Below are 13,970 nucleotides of genomic sequence, written 5' to 3'. Positions count from 1 at the left end.
CAAATACGCGGCCAATCTCTCCACCCTCATTCCTGTGCTTGTCACAGGAATCCAGCCACCGCGCGTCTGCGCGGTGATTGACTCAATAAAGTGTGAAGTGTCTTTCGCGCCCAAGGACTTGGACGCGCTGGATTCCTGTGACGAGCACAGGAATGAGGGAAAGCGCGTGGCCTGCGTCATGCGTCAGAGCTTCCAGCCGGAATGGAGTGCGGCGATGCCGCCGGTATAATTGGTGAAGGTGACACGCGAAAAGCCGGCCTGGCGGATCATTGCCGCGAAATTCTCCTGGTTCGGGAACTTGCGGATCGATTCCACCAGATATTGGTAGGGTTCGGCATCGCCGGTGATCGCCTTGCCGAACTGCGGAATGGCGTTGAACGACCAGGCGTCGTAGATCTTGTCGAGAAGCGGCATATCGACTTCGGAAAATTCCAGCACCAGCAACCGTCCGCCGCGCTTCAGGACGCGATAGGCCTCAGACAGCGCCGCATCGATCCTCGGCACGTTGCGAATGCCGAAGGCGATCGTATAGGCGTCGAAGCTGCCTGCCTCGAAAGGCAGTTCCTCGGCATTCGCCTCGACGAAGGTGAGATTGCCGGAAAGTTTTTTCTTTTCCGCCCGCTCGGCGCCGACGCCGAGCATCGAACCGTTGATGTCGAGCACCGTGGCATGCGCCTGTCTGCCCGAGGCCTCGACGATGCGGAAGGCGATATCACCAGTGCCGCCGGCAACGTCGAGTATCTTGTAGCCAGGCTCCTTGCGCGGGTTCAGCGCCGAGATCATCGCATCCTTCCAGGCTCGGTGCATGCCCATCGACATGACGTCGTTCATGATGTCGTAGCGCTTGGCGACCTTATGGAACACCTGGTTGACCAGGCCCTGCTTCTGGCCATCAGGCACTTCGCGGAAGCCGTAGGAGGTCTCCATACCGCCGTCGGCGGAAGTGCGGCTTTCTGACATCAGACTGCTCCGTTCCTGAAGATTCGGGCGCGGCGGCCATAGCGAAAGACCGCGCGCGACGTTATCTATGGGCCGCATTCTCCGCGGCACAATGGCGCTATAGCGCACATCGTCGCCGGTTGAAACACGTTAGAGATAGATGGGTTAAGATGCCGGAATTGCCAGAAGTCGAAACGGTGAAACGCGGCCTGACGCCGGCGATGGAGGGCACCCGCGTCACCAGGCTGGAGCTGCGCCGCGGCGACCTGCGCTTTCCCTTTCCCGACGCTTTCGCGGACAGGGTTTCCGGCCGCACCATCGTCGGCCTTGGCCGCCGCGCCAAATATCTGCTGGTCGATCTCGACGACGGCAACACGCTGATTTCGCATCTCGGCATGTCCGGTTCTTTTCGCATTGAGGAGGGCCATATCGACGAGGGGGCTGCCTCCGGCGTGCCGGGCGAATTCCACCATGCCCGCTCGAAGGACGAGAAGCACGATCACGTTGTCTTCCATCTGCAAGCGGCCAGCGGCCCCCGCCGCGTCGTCTACAACGATCCGCGCCGTTTCGGCTTCATGGATATGGTGGGACGCGCCGATCTCGCCGCCCATCCCTTCTTCCGCGATCTCGGCCCAGAGCCGACGGGAAACGAGCTCAGCGCCGCCTATCTGGCCGAACGCTTTCGGGACAAGGCGCAGCCGCTGAAGAGCGCGCTGCTTGACCAGAAGAACATTGCCGGTCTCGGCAATATATATGTCTGCGAAGCATTGTGGCGCGCGCATCTTTCGCCGATTCGCGCCGCCGGCACGCTGGTGACGGCGACTGGCCGGCCGAAGACGCAGCTCGACCTGCTCGTCGCTTCGATCCGCGACGTCATCGCCGACGCGATCGCCGCCGGCGGATCATCGCTGCGCGATCATATCCAGACCGACGGATCGCTCGGCTATTTCCAGCATTCCTTCTCCGTCTATGATCGCGAAAGTCAGGCTTGCCGCACGCCCGGCTGCGGCGGTACGGTCGCCCGCATCGTCCAGGCGGGTCGCTCTACCTTCTATTGCGCCACCTGCCAGAAATAAGCCTGCCAGAAGTTAAGAGTGAGAAACCGGGAGAACAGCATGGCCTATGAAACCCTGATCGTCGAAACCCGAGGCAATGTCGGCCTCGTCACGCTGAACCGCCCGCAGGCACTGAACGCGTTGAACTCCGCTGTCCTGAAGGAACTGAAAGAGGCCTATGCCGCCTTCCACGCCGACGAGACGGTCGGAGCGATCGTGCTGACCGGTTCCGAGCGCGCCTTTGCTGCCGGCGCCGATATCAAGGAGATGCAGCCGCTTGAGTTCGCCGATATCTATAAGAGTGATTTCATCAGCGGCTGGGATGAGGTCGCCAAGGCGCGCAAGCCGGTGATCGCTGCCGTCAGCGGTTTTGCGCTCGGCGGCGGCTGTGAGCTCGCCATGATGTGCGATTTCATCATCGCCTCGGAGACGGCGAAGTTCGGCCAGCCGGAAATCACCCTCGGCGTCATTCCCGGCATGGGCGGCTCGCAGCGGCTGACGCGCGCCGTCGGCAAGGCGAAGGCAATGGATCTCATCCTGACCGGCCGCATGATGGATGCGGCGGAAGCTGAACGATCGGGACTCGTTTCGCGTGTGGTGGCGCCCGATCGCCTGCTCGAAGAGGCTTTTGCCGCAGCCGAAAAGATCGCTGCGCTGTCGCGCCCCTCGGTGATGATGGCCAAGGAGGCGGTCAACCGTGCATTCGAGACGACGCTGGAGGAGGGCTTGCGTTTCGAGCGCCGCCTGTTTCACAGTCTCTTTGCCACGGACGACCAGAAAGAAGGCATGGCCGCCTTCGTCGAGAAGCGCAAACCTGCTTTTACGCACCGTTGAATGCTTTTCGGTGCTTGCCGGTGGTAAAGCTTGAAAATCCGCGTTGACGTGGGCCGGCTTTAGAGTTATATGCCCGCCCACGGTTCGGAAAGCCGGTTTGGTTTTCCGCGATTGCTCCCGCATTGCTGGATTTTGTGGCCGCAGGGCCCGCGGTAATGGCGGAGTTTGTTCGAATTCTTGAGAGAGGCATCCATGGCCAATACAACTTCGGCGAAAAAAGCGACCCGCAAGATCGCCCGCCGTACCGACGTCAATAAGGCTCGTCGCTCGCGCGTTCGTACTTTCGTTCGCCAGGTCGAAGAGGCCATCGCATCCGGTGACGCCGCCAAGGCGAAGGAAGCTTTCCTGGCGGCTCAGCCCGAGCTTGCCCGCGCCGCCAGCAAGGGCGTGCTGCATTCCAACACGGCATCGCGCAAGGTCTCGCGTCTGGCTGCTCGTGTGAAGGCTCTTTCGGTCACCACGACCGCGTAATCTTCCGTTAAGGACTTCTTCTTTATGATTAGCCCGGTAATTTTACCGGGCTTTTTCGATTCCGCCGATCAGCCCCTGCATGGTTAATCTCACGACTGTTTCGTGTCAGCACCATGACAGGAAAAGGCGTTTAAAAACAATGACTTGCGCAAGGATGCTTTTGCACTGCGCGACTCTGCCCCAAGCTTCCGGGACCACAGGCGAGTCAAGAGGATTTTATTTTTTTTCTTTCAATGCGTGTCAAAATAGCCCGAACGGGGGAATCTCTTTGATTCAACTGCGATTCTTTTTTGACGCTGGTGTGACGCCCGAAAACGGCAGGCGGAGTCAATGGCCGCTTGTTAATTTTGCGTAAAATTCATCGTTGATATTGCCGTTTGATCCTGCCTAAATGGCTTTCAACAAAGGGCGCGGACATCACCTGCAGAGGCTCAGTTTTAACTGCCACGTCGGCAGGGCGATGAGTTTGTGCCTTTTGTTACGGAGCCCTGCGCTTCCGTTTTTTCAAGCACTCGACGGATTTGAGCCGTAACGTGGCTGTTACGGAGCGGGGATGTTTTGTGCCTTCAGTGGCCGCACGTTTAAGGCGAGGCCGCCGGAGAAGGTAAAGTAATATTGCGTTCGGGCTGGTCGGCCGAAAACGAGGTTCGACCGCCAGCCTGACATGGAAAGCCGATGAAGGTTGCCGCATGAATGCGGCCCCTGCAACGGAGTTCTGCGTCGGTCCCATTGAGGGGCCAGTGTTTTGAGTGAACCGGCAGGCGAGCGGCTCATGAGGATCCGTCAGCCCGCCAAAGCGGGGAATGATCGGGCGGCCGTTTTAGCGGATGCCGCCCGGTGGAATTGAAAGGCGGCATTATGCAGATGAATACGATGACGACGGGCGGGCTCGACAATGGGGATGCTGCACCGCAGACGTTCGGCTCCATTCGCCTCGAAGTGGGCGAAGCAAAGGCGGAAATGAAGCAGAACGTATTGTTTGAGCGCGTCAGCGCGCGCTTGAAGGCCCAGGTCGGCCCTGACGTCTATGCCAGCTGGTTTGCCAGGCTGAAGCTGCATTCGGTCTCGAAGAGCGTGGTTCGCCTTTCGGTTCCCACGACCTTCCTGAAGTCATGGATCAACAATCGTTATCTCGATCTCATCACCGGTCTGTTCCAGGCCGAGGATCCGGAAATTCTGAAAATCGAAGTCCTGGTACGCACGGCAACGCGCCACGGCACGAAGGCGCTCGATGAGGCGGTCGCGCCGGAACCAGCCGCCCCCACGCAGATGCGCCGCCCGACAAGCGCGCAGCCGGCCGGTCAGGCCGTCCAGCAGGCGGTTTCGGCTGTTGCCGCCGCAAGGCCAGCAAGCTTTGGCTCGCCGCTCTTCGGTTCGCCGCTCGATAGCCGCTTCACCTTCGACACCTTCGTGGAAGGCAGCTCGAACCGGGTCGCACTTGCGGCTGCAAAGACCATCGCAGAAGCTGGTCAAGGCGCCGTGCGCTTCAACCCGCTCTTCATCCATTCGACCGTCGGCCTCGGCAAGACCCATTTGCTGCAGGCGGTCGCCAATGCCGCGGTGCAGAACCCGCGGGCTCTGCGTGTCGTCTATCTGACGGCCGAATATTTCATGTGGCGCTTTGCCACCGCGATCCGCGACAATGATGCGCTGACGCTGAAGGATTCGCTGCGCAACATCGATCTCCTGATCATCGACGACATGCAGTTCCTGCAGGGCAAGATGATCCAGCATGAATTCTGCCATCTCCTGAACATGCTGCTCGACAGCGCCAAGCAGGTCGTCGTTGCTGCCGACCGTGCGCCCTGGGAGCTGGAGTCGCTCGACCCCCGCGTTCGCTCGCGCCTGCAGGGCGGTGTCGCGATCGAATTCGACGCGCCGGATTACGAGATGCGTCTCGAAATCCTCAAGCGTCGCCTTGCTGTCGCCCGGCTCGAAGATCCGTCGCTCGAAATTCCGGCCGAACTGCTCCAGCATGTCGCCCGCAACGTCACGGCCAGCGGCCGCGAACTCGAAGGCGCCTTCAACCAGTTGGTCTTCCGCCGCTCCTTCGAGCCGAACCTGTCGATCGAACGCGTCGACGAACTGCTCGCCCATCTGGTCGGCTCCGGCGAGCCGCGCCGTGTGCGCATCGAGGATATCCAGCGCATCGTCGCAAGGCACTACAATGTCTCGCGCCAGGAACTGGTGTCGAACCGCCGCACCCGCGTCATCGTCAAGCCGCGCCAGATCGCCATGTATCTGTCGAAGACGCTGACGCCGCGCTCCTTCCCGGAGATCGGCCGCCGGTTCGGCGGGCGCGATCACACGACCGTGCTGCATGCGGTGCGCAAGATTGAGGAGCTGATTTCGGGAGACACCAAGCTTTCGCACGAAGTCGAGCTTCTGAAGCGCCTGATCAACGAATAATCGACTAGTTTTTCCGAAAAATCGACGGCCGGAAGCGATTCCGGCCGTTTTCCTTTATAAGTTTTTTATTCTATACCTCCCGCGCATCCAGTGCATGTCAAAGACTGAAGCGCCAAAACGGCGCGTGGGAGGAATGAATGAGTTTCGAAAAGATCGCCGTTCTCGGCCTGGGCAAGGTCGGACGGCTGGCGGCGACGCTGTTGCATGAAGGCGGCTTCGATGTCATCGGCGTCGACGCGCAATTGCCGCTGAGCGACGTCCCCTTCAAGTGCCGCACCGGCGATATCTCCGACCCCCAGGTGATCGGCGAACTGCTCGCGAATGTCGAGGCGGTGCTCTCCTGCCTGCCCTATCATTTGAACATCGAGCTGGCGCGTGCCGCCCATCTTGCCGGTATCCATTATTTCGATCTGACCGAAGACGTTCCCACAACCAATTTCATCATCGAACTGTCGAAGACCGCCCGCGGGCTGATGGCGCCGCAATGCGGCTTGGCGCCGGGTTTCGTCGGCATCGTCGGCGCAAGCCTGGCCGACGGCTTCGATCGCTGCCGGTCGATCCGCATGCGCGTCGGCGCCCTGCCGCAGCATCCGACCGGGCTGCTCGGCTACGCCTTCAACTGGTCGCCCGAGGGCGTCGTCAACGAATATCTGAACGACTGCGAGGTCATCGAGGGCGGTGTGCGCAAGCTCGTCTCGCCGATGGAATGGCACGAGACCGTCTATGTCGGCGGCGTCAAGCTCGAAGCCTTCACGACGTCGGGCGGCCTTGGCACCATGTGCGATACGATGCTCGGCAAGATCGACAATCTCGACTACAAGACCATGCGTTATCCCGGCCATATGGAGCTGATGAACTTCTTCTTCCACGAGCTGTTGATGCGCGACAAGCGCAAGCTCGCCGGCGAGATCCTGACCAATGCCAAGCCGCCGGTTGAAGACGATGTCGTCTATGTCCATGTCGCCGCCGAGGGCACCGAGAATGGCAGCCTGCGCCGCAAGGAGTTCGTGCGCGCCTATTACCCGATCGAGATTGCCGGGGCGCGCCGCACGGCGATCGCCTGGACGACGTCTGCCTCCGTCGTCGCCGTCATCGAGATGGTCCGCGACGGTCTGCTGCCGGCGACCGGCTTCCTGCACCAGGAGCATATTCCGCTGGAGATGTTTTTGAAGACACCGACCGGCAGCCTCTTCAAGGCCGGTGCCACCAGCCACGGCTGAGAAATGCCCTCAGGTGCGGCGGCAATATCGATGCCGCCGTGCCGCAAATCCAGCCCGACGCGTCAGCAGGCGAGATCGGCGACGACGGAATCGAGGATCAGCATGCCTGATGGCGTGCAGCGCAGGCGTGAATTGCCGATCCGCTCGATGAATTTGTGTTCGAGCAGGAATTCCTCGCGTTTCGGGTCGAGGTCGCGGCCCGAAAGCTGCTGCCAGCGGGCAAGATCGACGCCTTCCCTCAGCCGCAGCCCCATCAGCAGCAGCTCGTCGGACTGCTCCTCGAAGCCGAGCCGCTCCTCGTCGAGAATGCCGTGCCCATCACGCTCGACCATGTCGAGCCAGGTTTCCGGCTTGCGCTCGGTCGCCGTCGCGAGCTTCTCCGGGCCACGCGTCAGCCGGCCATGGGCGCCCGGGCCGATGCCGGCATAGTCGCCATAGCGCCAGTAGGTCAGGTTATGCCGGCTTTCGGCCCCCGGCCGGGCATGATTGGAAACCTCATAGGCCGGCATTCCCTCACGCGCGGTGATCTCCTGCGTCGCCTCGTAGAGCAATGCCGATTGCTCGCCATCCGGCACGATCAGCTTGCCGGCCTTGTGCAGGCCGTAGAAGGGCGTGCCTTCCTCGATGGTCAGCTGATAGAGCGAAAGATGATCGACCGCGTAGGAGATCGCCTCCTTCAGTTCCGTTTCCCATTCCTCGACCGTCTGATTGGGTCGGGCATAGATCAGGTCGAAGGACATGCGCGGAAAGATGTCGCGCGCCAGCCTTATCGCCTTCAGCGCGTCGGCGACATCATGCAGCCGACCGAGGAATTTCAGATCCCGGTCGTTCAGCGCCTGCACCCCAAGCGAGACGCGATTGACGCCGGCCGCCCGATAACCGCGGAACCGTTCGGCCTCGACGCTCGAAGGGTTGGCCTCCATGGTGATCTCGATGCCATCTGGCACATGCCAGTGCCGTGCAATGCCATCGAGAATGGCCGAGACCGTTTCCGGCTTCATCAGCGAGGGTGTGCCGCCGCCGAGGAAGATGCTCGTCACCGTCTTCGGCCCGCTGATCGCCCGGATCGTCGCCATCTCCGTCAGGAAGGCACCCGTAAAACGCTCCTGATCCACCGGCTGGTGGCGCACATGGCTGTTGAAGTCGCAATAGGGACACTTCGCCGCGCAGAAGGGCCAATGTACATAGACGCCGAAGCCCGGCTCGCCGGTATCAGGCAGCAGAGCCGCGTCGCGCGAGATGCTTGGCGTGTCGAAATTGACCACGGACCGACTCTATGCCTCCAGGCAGGTTTCAACAAAGAGTTTGAAGGCGCGGGCCCGGTGCGACAGCGCTTGCGGCTTGCCGACGTTCCAGCCGTGTTTTTCCTCGCCGCTCATTTCGCCGAAGGTGATGTCGTAGCCCTCGGGCTGGAAGATCGGATCGTAGCCGAAGCCCTGCGTGCCGCGCGGCGGCCAGACGACGCTGCCTTCCACCTCGCCGCGAAACAGCTCCGTATGCCCATCCGGCCAGGCAAGGCAGAGCACGCTGATGAAACGCGCCCTGCGCTGTTCCGGCTTTGTCGCGCCCGCGTCCTGCAGCGCCTTTTCCACCTTGGCCATCGCCATGTCGAAATCGCGCGTGCCGTCTGCCCTCTCCGCCCAATTGGCGGTGTAGACACCGGGATCGCCGCCAAGTGCATCGACCACCAGCCCGGAATCGTCCGACAGCGCCGGCATGCCGGCGGCATTGGCCGAGGCGACCGCCTTGATCGTCGCATTCTCCTCGAAGCTCGTGCCCGTCTCATCCGGTTCGACGAAATTCAGCTCGGCGGCCGATTTGGCGGTGAAGCCGAGCGGCCCGATCAATTCCTGGATCTCGCGGATCTTGCCGGCATTGTGGCTGGCGACGACGATGGTCTTCGTTTCAAGCTTGCGCATTCAGATATCCTGTTCGATGCCCCAGATTTTAGCCTCCGCGCATTCCAGGCTGTTGCCATCAGGATCGCGGAAATAGATCGAACGGCCGCCGTTCGGCCAGTGCACTTCGGATTCGATCGCAACGCCCGCCGCGGTCAGCCGCTCGGCCATGGCATCGATATTGCGGCCGGACACCCGAAAACAGGCATGGCCCTGGCCGCTCGTGCCGTGCGGCGGCACCTGCAGTGCTTCAGGCGCCGGCGGCTTCACCGTTTCCTCGGGATTGAAGATCAGGAGAACGCCCGGCCCGCAGCGGAAGAAGACATGCCGGTTGGCGGCGCGGGCGATCTTTTCAAGCCCGAGAACGTCTTCGTAGAACGTCTCGGCCTTATCGAGATCCCGCGCATAGAGCGCCGTTTCCAACATGCCTTCCAGCATGGGGTTCATCCTTCGACGGCTTGCTTCTGCAGCGCCACGAGTTCGCCGATGCCGTTTCTGGCAAGCAGCATCAGCGAGGTGAATTCGCCCTCGCTGAACGGCGTGCCTTCGGCCGTGCCCTGGATCTCGACGATCCCGCCGGTGCCCGTCATGACGAAATTCGCATCGGTCTCGGCCGAGGAATCCTCGAGGTAATCGAGATCGATCACCGGCTGGCTGGCGAAGATACCGCAGGAGATGGCGGCGACGTGATCCTTCAGGACCCGGTCGACCTTGATCATGTTGCGGCTTTCCATCCATTTCAGGCAGTCGTAAAGCGCGATCCAGCCACCGGTGATCGAGGCGGTCCGCGTGCCGCCATCGGCCTGGATGACGTCGCAATCGAGCGTGATCTGCCGCTCGCCGAGCGCCTGCAGGTCGACGACGGCGCGCAGCGACCGACCGATCAGCCGCTGGATTTCCTGGGTGCGGCCGCCCTGCTTGCCGGCGGCGGCTTCGCGCTTCATGCGTTCGCCGGTCGCCCGCGGCAGCATGCCGTATTCGGCCGTGACCCAGCCCTTGCCGGTATTGCGCAGCCATGGCGGCGTCTTTTCTTCGAGGCTCGCCGTGCAGAGCACATGCGTGTCGCCGAACTTCACCAGGCAGGAGCCTTCCGCATGCTTGGAAAAATTGCGCTCGAACGAGACCTTGCGCATCTGGTCGATTTTTCTGCCTGAAGGCCGCATTCTTATCTCCTGGGGTTTATTTGACCGCTTCTACGATTGGCGGCGCTCATTTGCAAATTCCCTTTTGCCACGGGTGTGAGTTTGACTTACTTTTCGGGAAGTATCATCAGCACGGGTTCGAAAGCTTCATGGGCATCAGGTCGACGTCGGTTTCGGATGCCGTAGCTGCGCTGGACGAGCGCTCCAGGGAAATTTTTCGTCGCATCGTCGAAGGTTATCTGGAAAGCGGCGAGCCGCTCGGTTCACGCAACCTGTCCCGTATCCTGCCGATGTCGCTGTCGCCGGCCTCGGTGCGCAATGTCATGAGCGATCTCGAAGAGCTCGGCCTGATCTATTCGCCGCATGTCAGCGCCGGCCGGTTGCCGACCCAGATCGGCCTGCGCTTCTTCGTCGACGCCTTCATGCAGGTCGGCGATCTCTCGGCCGAGGAGCGCGCCAACATCGACCGCCAGGTGCGGGTCGAAAGTGGCGGCAATCCCGTCGAATCGATGATGAACGAGGCAAGCCGCATGTTATCCGGCATTTCGCGCGGCGCCGGCCTCGTCATCACCTCGAAAAGCGATCCGGTGCTGAAACATGTCGAGTTCATCCGGCTCGAACCGACAAAGGCGCTGGCCGTGCTCGTCGGCGACCATGATCAGGTGGAAAATCGCATCATCGAGCTGCCGGCGGGCGTCACCTCCTCGCAGCTGACGGAAGCTGCGAATTTTCTCAATGCCCATATGTCCGGCCAGACCCTGCCGGAGCTTCGCAAACAGTTAAGCCGGTTGAAGGACGACGTCCGTCACGAGCTCGATGCCCTGTCACGCGATCTGGTCGAGCGCGGCATTGCTGTCTGGGCCGGCAGCCCGGACGAGGGAAAGCCCACGCAGCTGATCATCCGCGGCCGCGCCAACCTGCTCGAAGGCCTCGCCGGCGCCGAGGATCTCGACCGGCTGCGCCTTCTGTTCGACGATCTCGAGAAGAAGGACAGCCTGATCGAGATCCTCAATCTCGCCGAAAGCGGTTCGGGCGTGCGCATCTTCATCGGTTCGGAAAACAAGCTCTTCTCGCTGTCCGGCTCGTCGCTCATCGTCGCGCCCTATCGTGACGACGACGATCGCATCGTCGGTGCCGTCGGCGTCATCGGCCCGACGCGGCTCAATTATTCGCGCATCGTGCCGATGGTGGACTACACAGCCCAGCTCGTCTCCCGCCTTTCGCGCAATCAGCTTTGACGCGCAGCTATCAGTCACGCGGAATTTTCGCTTCTTTGTCACGCAGACTTGATTTTTTTCGGTCAAACCTCGATATCGGGCGCATCTGAAGACACCAACCGGAGACCGTCATGACCGATGACACGACGAAAAACGGACCTGACGCAACTGCGGCCGATGCCGCAGCCGACGCTGCCGCCTACGTCGAGAACGAAACTGCGCAGCAAGAGCCCGCCCAGCCGGACCCAATCGAGCTTCTGAAAGCCGAAAACGGCGAACTGCGTGACCGCTATCTGCGCCTTGCTGCCGAGATGGACAATCTGCGCCGCCGCACCGAGCGCGAAGTGAAGGATGCCAAGTCCTATTCCGTCGCCGGCTTTGCGCGCGACATGCTCGCCGTGTCCGACAATCTGCGTCGCGCGCTCGATGCCATCCCTCCGGAGACCAGGGCTGCGGCCGATGCCGGCCTGAGCACGCTGATCGAGGGTGTCGAGATGACCGAGCGCGCCATGCTGTCGGCTCTCGAGCGCCATGGCGTTCGCAAGCTGGAGCCGGTCGGCCAGAAGTTCGATCCGAATTTCCATCAGGCGATGTTCGAGGTGCCGAACCCGGACGTGCCGAATAACACGGTCGTCCAGGTCGTGCAGGCCGGCTTCACCATTGGCGAGCGCGTGCTGCGCCCGGCCATGGTCGGTGTCGCCAAGGGCGGTCCGAAGCCGGCCGAAGCCGAAACCAACTCTGTCTTCGACGAAAAAGACGCCTGAGATCGTTTCCTTTCCTCCTCGCGAGGAAGGGAAATCGAAGTTTTAGATGCGGGCGAAGCGTTCGATCAGCAGATCGAAGAAGCCGTCCGCATCGACATGGCGCATGACCCTGGCATTGCGCTTGCGCTCGGTCACGTGCCACCAGTCGACGACCGTCATGCCGACGGTAAGTTCGGACTGGACCTCGATCTCGACATTGCAGTCCCGGCCCTGGAAAAGCTCCTGCTTCAGCAGGTAGGCGACAACGGTCGGGTCGTGCAGCGGTCCGCCGTCGGAACCGTATTTCTCGATGTCGAACCGCTCGAAGAATTCCAGCATCTCGACCATGGCCTTTGCCGGCGCCGTGCCGATTTCGGCCATGCGCTTCACCCGGTCCTTGCGGGTCAGCAATTGATGCGTCACGTCAAGCGGCATCATCACGATCGGAACGCCTGAGCGGAAGACAATATCGGCGGCCTCGGGATCGACATAGATGTTGAATTCGGCTGCCGGCGTGATGTTGCCGCCCTCGAAGAAGCCGCCGCCCATCATCACCAGCTCGCGGATGCGGGGGACGATGTCGGGCGCCTTCTGGAAGGCCATGCCGATATTGGTGAGCGGCCCGAGCGTACACAGCGTCACCGTGCCTTCCGGCTCGCGGCGCAGCGTCTCGATAATGAAGTCGACGGCATGGCCGGGCTGCAGCGCCATCGTCGGTTCGCTGAGATCAGGACCGTCGAGGCCGGTCTTGCCGTGCACATGTTCGGCCGTCACCAGCTTGCGGGCGATCGGTGCGTCGGCGCCGGCGAAAACCTTGGTCTCCGTCCGGCCGCAGAGCTCGCAGACGATCCGCGCATTGCGGCTGGTGAGCGAAAGCGGCACGTTGCCGGCGACCGTGGTGATCCCCAGAACCTCCAGCTCATCGGGACTGCCGAAGGCAAGCATGATGGCGGCCGCGTCGTCCTGGCCGGGATCCGTGTCGATGATGATCTTTCTTGCGCTTGCCATTCCGATCGTTCCATCCTCGCACTGCGTGTTATCGGGCATGCACCGATTTCTTCACGTCCCGTCACAAATCAGCACATTCCGCGCGGGCATGTTTTGATGCGAGGCAGCAGACGCTTTGTCAAGGAAAGAGCCTGACGCCACCGCCTTAAATTGAGAGGCCGACGCCGGCACGTCGCGCCCCATGCCTTGCAGCGCCGGGCTCCTCTCCCCATATTAGCGGCATCCGGATGCTGCCCTTAAGGTCCGGGATGGTCGCTTGCATCAAGGACTTGAAAAGAGATGAGCCGCATTACCCCTTTCGCCAGCCCGCTGCTTCTGGGTTTCGATGCCATGGAAAAGACGCTGGAGCGCATTTCCAAGGCGAGTGACGGATATCCGCCCTATAATATCGAACGCATCGCCGCCGACACCGGCGCGCCGGAACGTCTGCGCATTACCCTTGCCGTGGCCGGCTTCAGCGAGGAGGAACTCGATGTCTCCATTGAGGAGAACCAGCTTGTGATCCGCGGCCGCCAGGTCGAACACGGCGAGCGGGACTATCTTTATCGCGGCATCGCCGCCCGTCAGTTCCAGCGCACCTTCGTTCTTGCCGACGGCATGCAGGTGCTGGGTGCGGCCCTGAAGAACGGTCTGCTCTCCGTCGATCTAATTCGTCCGGAACCCGCGCGCATGGTCAAGAAAATTAACATTTCGGTCTCACAGTAGCACAACGGTTTGTCGAACCGTTGGTCCCTTCTCCCGGAGGAACAGGAATGTTGATGAAAGAAGCCACGTCTCACTTGACCAAATCCGAGCTTGCCCACATCGGCAACGGCGAGGTCGCCTATATCAGAAAAATGCGCACCGATGAGGTCGCCAAGTGCTTTCCCGAGGCGCCGGATATCGATCCGAACGTCGATCTCTGGGCACTCTTCGGCGCCGACGGCACGCCGATCCTTTTGACGGACAATCGCTCCAGCACCTTTTTCAAGGCTGCAGAGGACGAATTAAAGACGGTCAGCCTGCACTGACCGTCAAGGCCATTTGAGCCTTGA

The 13,970-nt window shown here is 61.4% G+C and carries 15 protein-coding genes; 9 read left to right on the top strand and 6 right to left on the bottom strand.

Annotation, left to right across the window (positions count from 1 at the left end; all coding sequences use genetic code 11):
- Positions 1 to 183: 183 nt before the first annotated feature.
- A complete protein-coding gene (gene ubiE, locus HX899_RS25135) occupies positions 184 to 960 on the bottom strand; it encodes a bifunctional demethylmenaquinone methyltransferase/2-methoxy-6-polyprenyl-1,4-benzoquinol methylase UbiE (protein WP_138332276.1) in 777 nt (258 codons plus the stop codon).
- Between the two features lie 149 nt (positions 961 to 1,109).
- On the opposite strand from ubiE, the gene mutM reads away from it, so the two are divergent.
- The 5 genes from mutM to HX899_RS25110 all read left to right on the top strand — a co-directional run bounded on the left by mutM (position 1,110) and on the right by HX899_RS25110 (position 6,928).
- Complete coding sequence (gene mutM, locus HX899_RS25130; protein ID WP_138332277.1) at positions 1,110 to 2,015, top strand: bifunctional DNA-formamidopyrimidine glycosylase/DNA-(apurinic or apyrimidinic site) lyase; 906 nt, start codon at positions 1,110 to 1,112, stop codon at positions 2,013 to 2,015.
- A gap of 39 nt (positions 2,016 to 2,054) precedes the next feature.
- Positions 2,055 to 2,828, top strand: coding sequence for an enoyl-CoA hydratase (locus HX899_RS25125; protein WP_138332278.1), 774 nt, complete (start codon positions 2,055 to 2,057; stop codon positions 2,826 to 2,828).
- Positions 2,829 to 3,020: 192 nt separating this feature from the next.
- The gene (rpsT, locus tag HX899_RS25120) at positions 3,021 to 3,299 is read left to right on the top strand and encodes a 30S ribosomal protein S20 (RefSeq protein ID WP_003544819.1); all 279 of its coding nucleotides are present in this window, start codon (positions 3,021 to 3,023) and stop codon (positions 3,297 to 3,299) included.
- 858 nt (positions 3,300 to 4,157) lie between these two features.
- Positions 4,158 to 5,708: a chromosomal replication initiator protein DnaA gene (gene dnaA / locus HX899_RS25115; protein ID WP_138332279.1), complete on the top strand. Its 1,551-nt coding sequence runs from the start codon at positions 4,158 to 4,160 to the stop codon at positions 5,706 to 5,708.
- Between the two features lie 137 nt (positions 5,709 to 5,845).
- The gene (locus HX899_RS25110; RefSeq protein WP_138332280.1) at positions 5,846 to 6,928 is read left to right on the top strand and encodes a saccharopine dehydrogenase family protein; all 1,083 of its coding nucleotides are present in this window, start codon (positions 5,846 to 5,848) and stop codon (positions 6,926 to 6,928) included.
- A gap of 62 nt (positions 6,929 to 6,990) precedes the next feature.
- On the opposite strand, the gene hemW is transcribed toward HX899_RS25110, so the two are convergent.
- The 4 genes from hemW to rph are packed head-to-tail and all read right to left on the bottom strand — an operon-like array spanning position 6,991 to position 9,989.
- Entirely contained in the window at positions 6,991 to 8,193 is a 1,203-nt protein-coding gene (hemW, locus tag HX899_RS25105; RefSeq protein WP_181293675.1) for a radical SAM family heme chaperone HemW, read from the bottom strand.
- Between the two features lie 9 nt (positions 8,194 to 8,202).
- A complete protein-coding gene (gene rdgB / locus HX899_RS25100) occupies positions 8,203 to 8,847 on the bottom strand; it encodes an RdgB/HAM1 family non-canonical purine NTP pyrophosphatase (protein WP_181293674.1) in 645 nt (214 codons plus the stop codon).
- On the bottom strand, positions 8,848 to 9,273 hold the full coding sequence (locus tag HX899_RS25095; RefSeq protein WP_138388351.1) for a VOC family protein: 426 nt from the start codon (positions 9,271 to 9,273) through the stop codon (positions 8,848 to 8,850). It lies immediately after the preceding gene.
- Entirely contained in the window at positions 9,270 to 9,989 is a 720-nt protein-coding gene (rph, locus tag HX899_RS25090) for a ribonuclease PH (RefSeq protein WP_181293673.1), read from the bottom strand. The genes HX899_RS25095 and rph overlap by 4 nt, the downstream gene beginning before the upstream one ends.
- Before the next feature lie 128 nt (positions 9,990 to 10,117).
- Between rph and hrcA the strand changes: the two genes are divergently transcribed.
- Both hrcA and grpE read left to right on the top strand, forming a co-directional pair.
- Entirely contained in the window at positions 10,118 to 11,206 is a 1,089-nt protein-coding gene (hrcA, locus tag HX899_RS25085; RefSeq protein WP_003544833.1) for a heat-inducible transcriptional repressor HrcA, read from the top strand.
- A 110-nt stretch (positions 11,207 to 11,316) separates the two neighbouring features.
- The gene (grpE, locus tag HX899_RS25080; RefSeq protein WP_065281958.1) at positions 11,317 to 11,949 is read left to right on the top strand and encodes a nucleotide exchange factor GrpE; all 633 of its coding nucleotides are present in this window, start codon (positions 11,317 to 11,319) and stop codon (positions 11,947 to 11,949) included.
- 42 nt (positions 11,950 to 11,991) lie between these two features.
- Here the strand turns inward: grpE and HX899_RS25075 are convergent, their stop codons facing one another.
- Positions 11,992 to 12,936 carry a nucleoside hydrolase gene (locus tag HX899_RS25075; protein ID WP_138332283.1) on the bottom strand — a complete coding sequence of 315 codons (945 nt, stop codon included), beginning with the start codon at positions 12,934 to 12,936 and terminating at the stop codon, positions 11,992 to 11,994.
- Positions 12,937 to 13,215: 279 nt separating this feature from the next.
- On the opposite strand from HX899_RS25075, the gene HX899_RS25070 reads away from it, so the two are divergent.
- Positions 13,216 to 13,641: an Hsp20 family protein gene (locus HX899_RS25070; protein WP_138332284.1), complete on the top strand. Its 426-nt coding sequence runs from the start codon at positions 13,216 to 13,218 to the stop codon at positions 13,639 to 13,641.
- 47 nt (positions 13,642 to 13,688) lie between these two features.
- The gene (locus tag HX899_RS25065; protein WP_003544838.1) at positions 13,689 to 13,946 is read left to right on the top strand and encodes a DUF1150 family protein; all 258 of its coding nucleotides are present in this window, start codon (positions 13,689 to 13,691) and stop codon (positions 13,944 to 13,946) included.
- The last annotated feature ends 24 nt before the right edge of the window (positions 13,947 to 13,970 follow it).

Source organism: Rhizobium sp. WYCCWR 11146, from assembly GCF_013591995.1.
Classification (GTDB): domain Bacteria; phylum Pseudomonadota; class Alphaproteobacteria; order Rhizobiales; family Rhizobiaceae; genus Rhizobium; species Rhizobium indicum.
Note: the sequence above shows the minus strand (reverse complement) of the source record. Positions and strands in the feature narration are given on the sequence as shown.

Excerpts from the sequence above, each read along its gene's own strand:
- grpE (WP_065281958.1), top strand. The coding sequence starts at position 11,317 with ATGACCGATGACACGACGAAAAACGGACCTGACGCAACTGCGGCCGAT.
- HX899_RS25070 (WP_138332284.1), top strand. The coding sequence starts at position 13,216 with ATGAGCCGCATTACCCCTTTCGCCAGCCCGCTGCTTCTGGGTTTCGAT.
- HX899_RS25125 (WP_138332278.1), top strand. The coding sequence starts at position 2,055 with ATGGCCTATGAAACCCTGATCGTCGAAACCCGAGGCAATGTCGGCCTC.
- HX899_RS25095 (WP_138388351.1), bottom strand. The coding sequence starts at position 9,273 with ATGAACCCCATGCTGGAAGGCATGTTGGAAACGGCGCTCTATGCGCGG.
- rpsT (WP_003544819.1), top strand. The coding sequence starts at position 3,021 with ATGGCCAATACAACTTCGGCGAAAAAAGCGACCCGCAAGATCGCCCGC.
- rph (WP_181293673.1), bottom strand. The coding sequence starts at position 9,989 with ATGCGGCCTTCAGGCAGAAAAATCGACCAGATGCGCAAGGTCTCGTTC.
- HX899_RS25110 (WP_138332280.1), top strand. The coding sequence starts at position 5,846 with ATGAGTTTCGAAAAGATCGCCGTTCTCGGCCTGGGCAAGGTCGGACGG.
- HX899_RS25075 (WP_138332283.1), bottom strand. The coding sequence starts at position 12,936 with ATGGCAAGCGCAAGAAAGATCATCATCGACACGGATCCCGGCCAGGAC.
- mutM (WP_138332277.1), top strand. The coding sequence starts at position 1,110 with ATGCCGGAATTGCCAGAAGTCGAAACGGTGAAACGCGGCCTGACGCCG.
- dnaA (WP_138332279.1), top strand. The coding sequence starts at position 4,158 with ATGCAGATGAATACGATGACGACGGGCGGGCTCGACAATGGGGATGCT.
- HX899_RS25065 (WP_003544838.1), top strand. The coding sequence starts at position 13,689 with ATGTTGATGAAAGAAGCCACGTCTCACTTGACCAAATCCGAGCTTGCC.
- hrcA (WP_003544833.1), top strand. The coding sequence starts at position 10,118 with ATGGGCATCAGGTCGACGTCGGTTTCGGATGCCGTAGCTGCGCTGGAC.
- ubiE (WP_138332276.1), bottom strand. The coding sequence starts at position 960 with ATGTCAGAAAGCCGCACTTCCGCCGACGGCGGTATGGAGACCTCCTAC.
- rdgB (WP_181293674.1), bottom strand. The coding sequence starts at position 8,847 with ATGCGCAAGCTTGAAACGAAGACCATCGTCGTCGCCAGCCACAATGCC.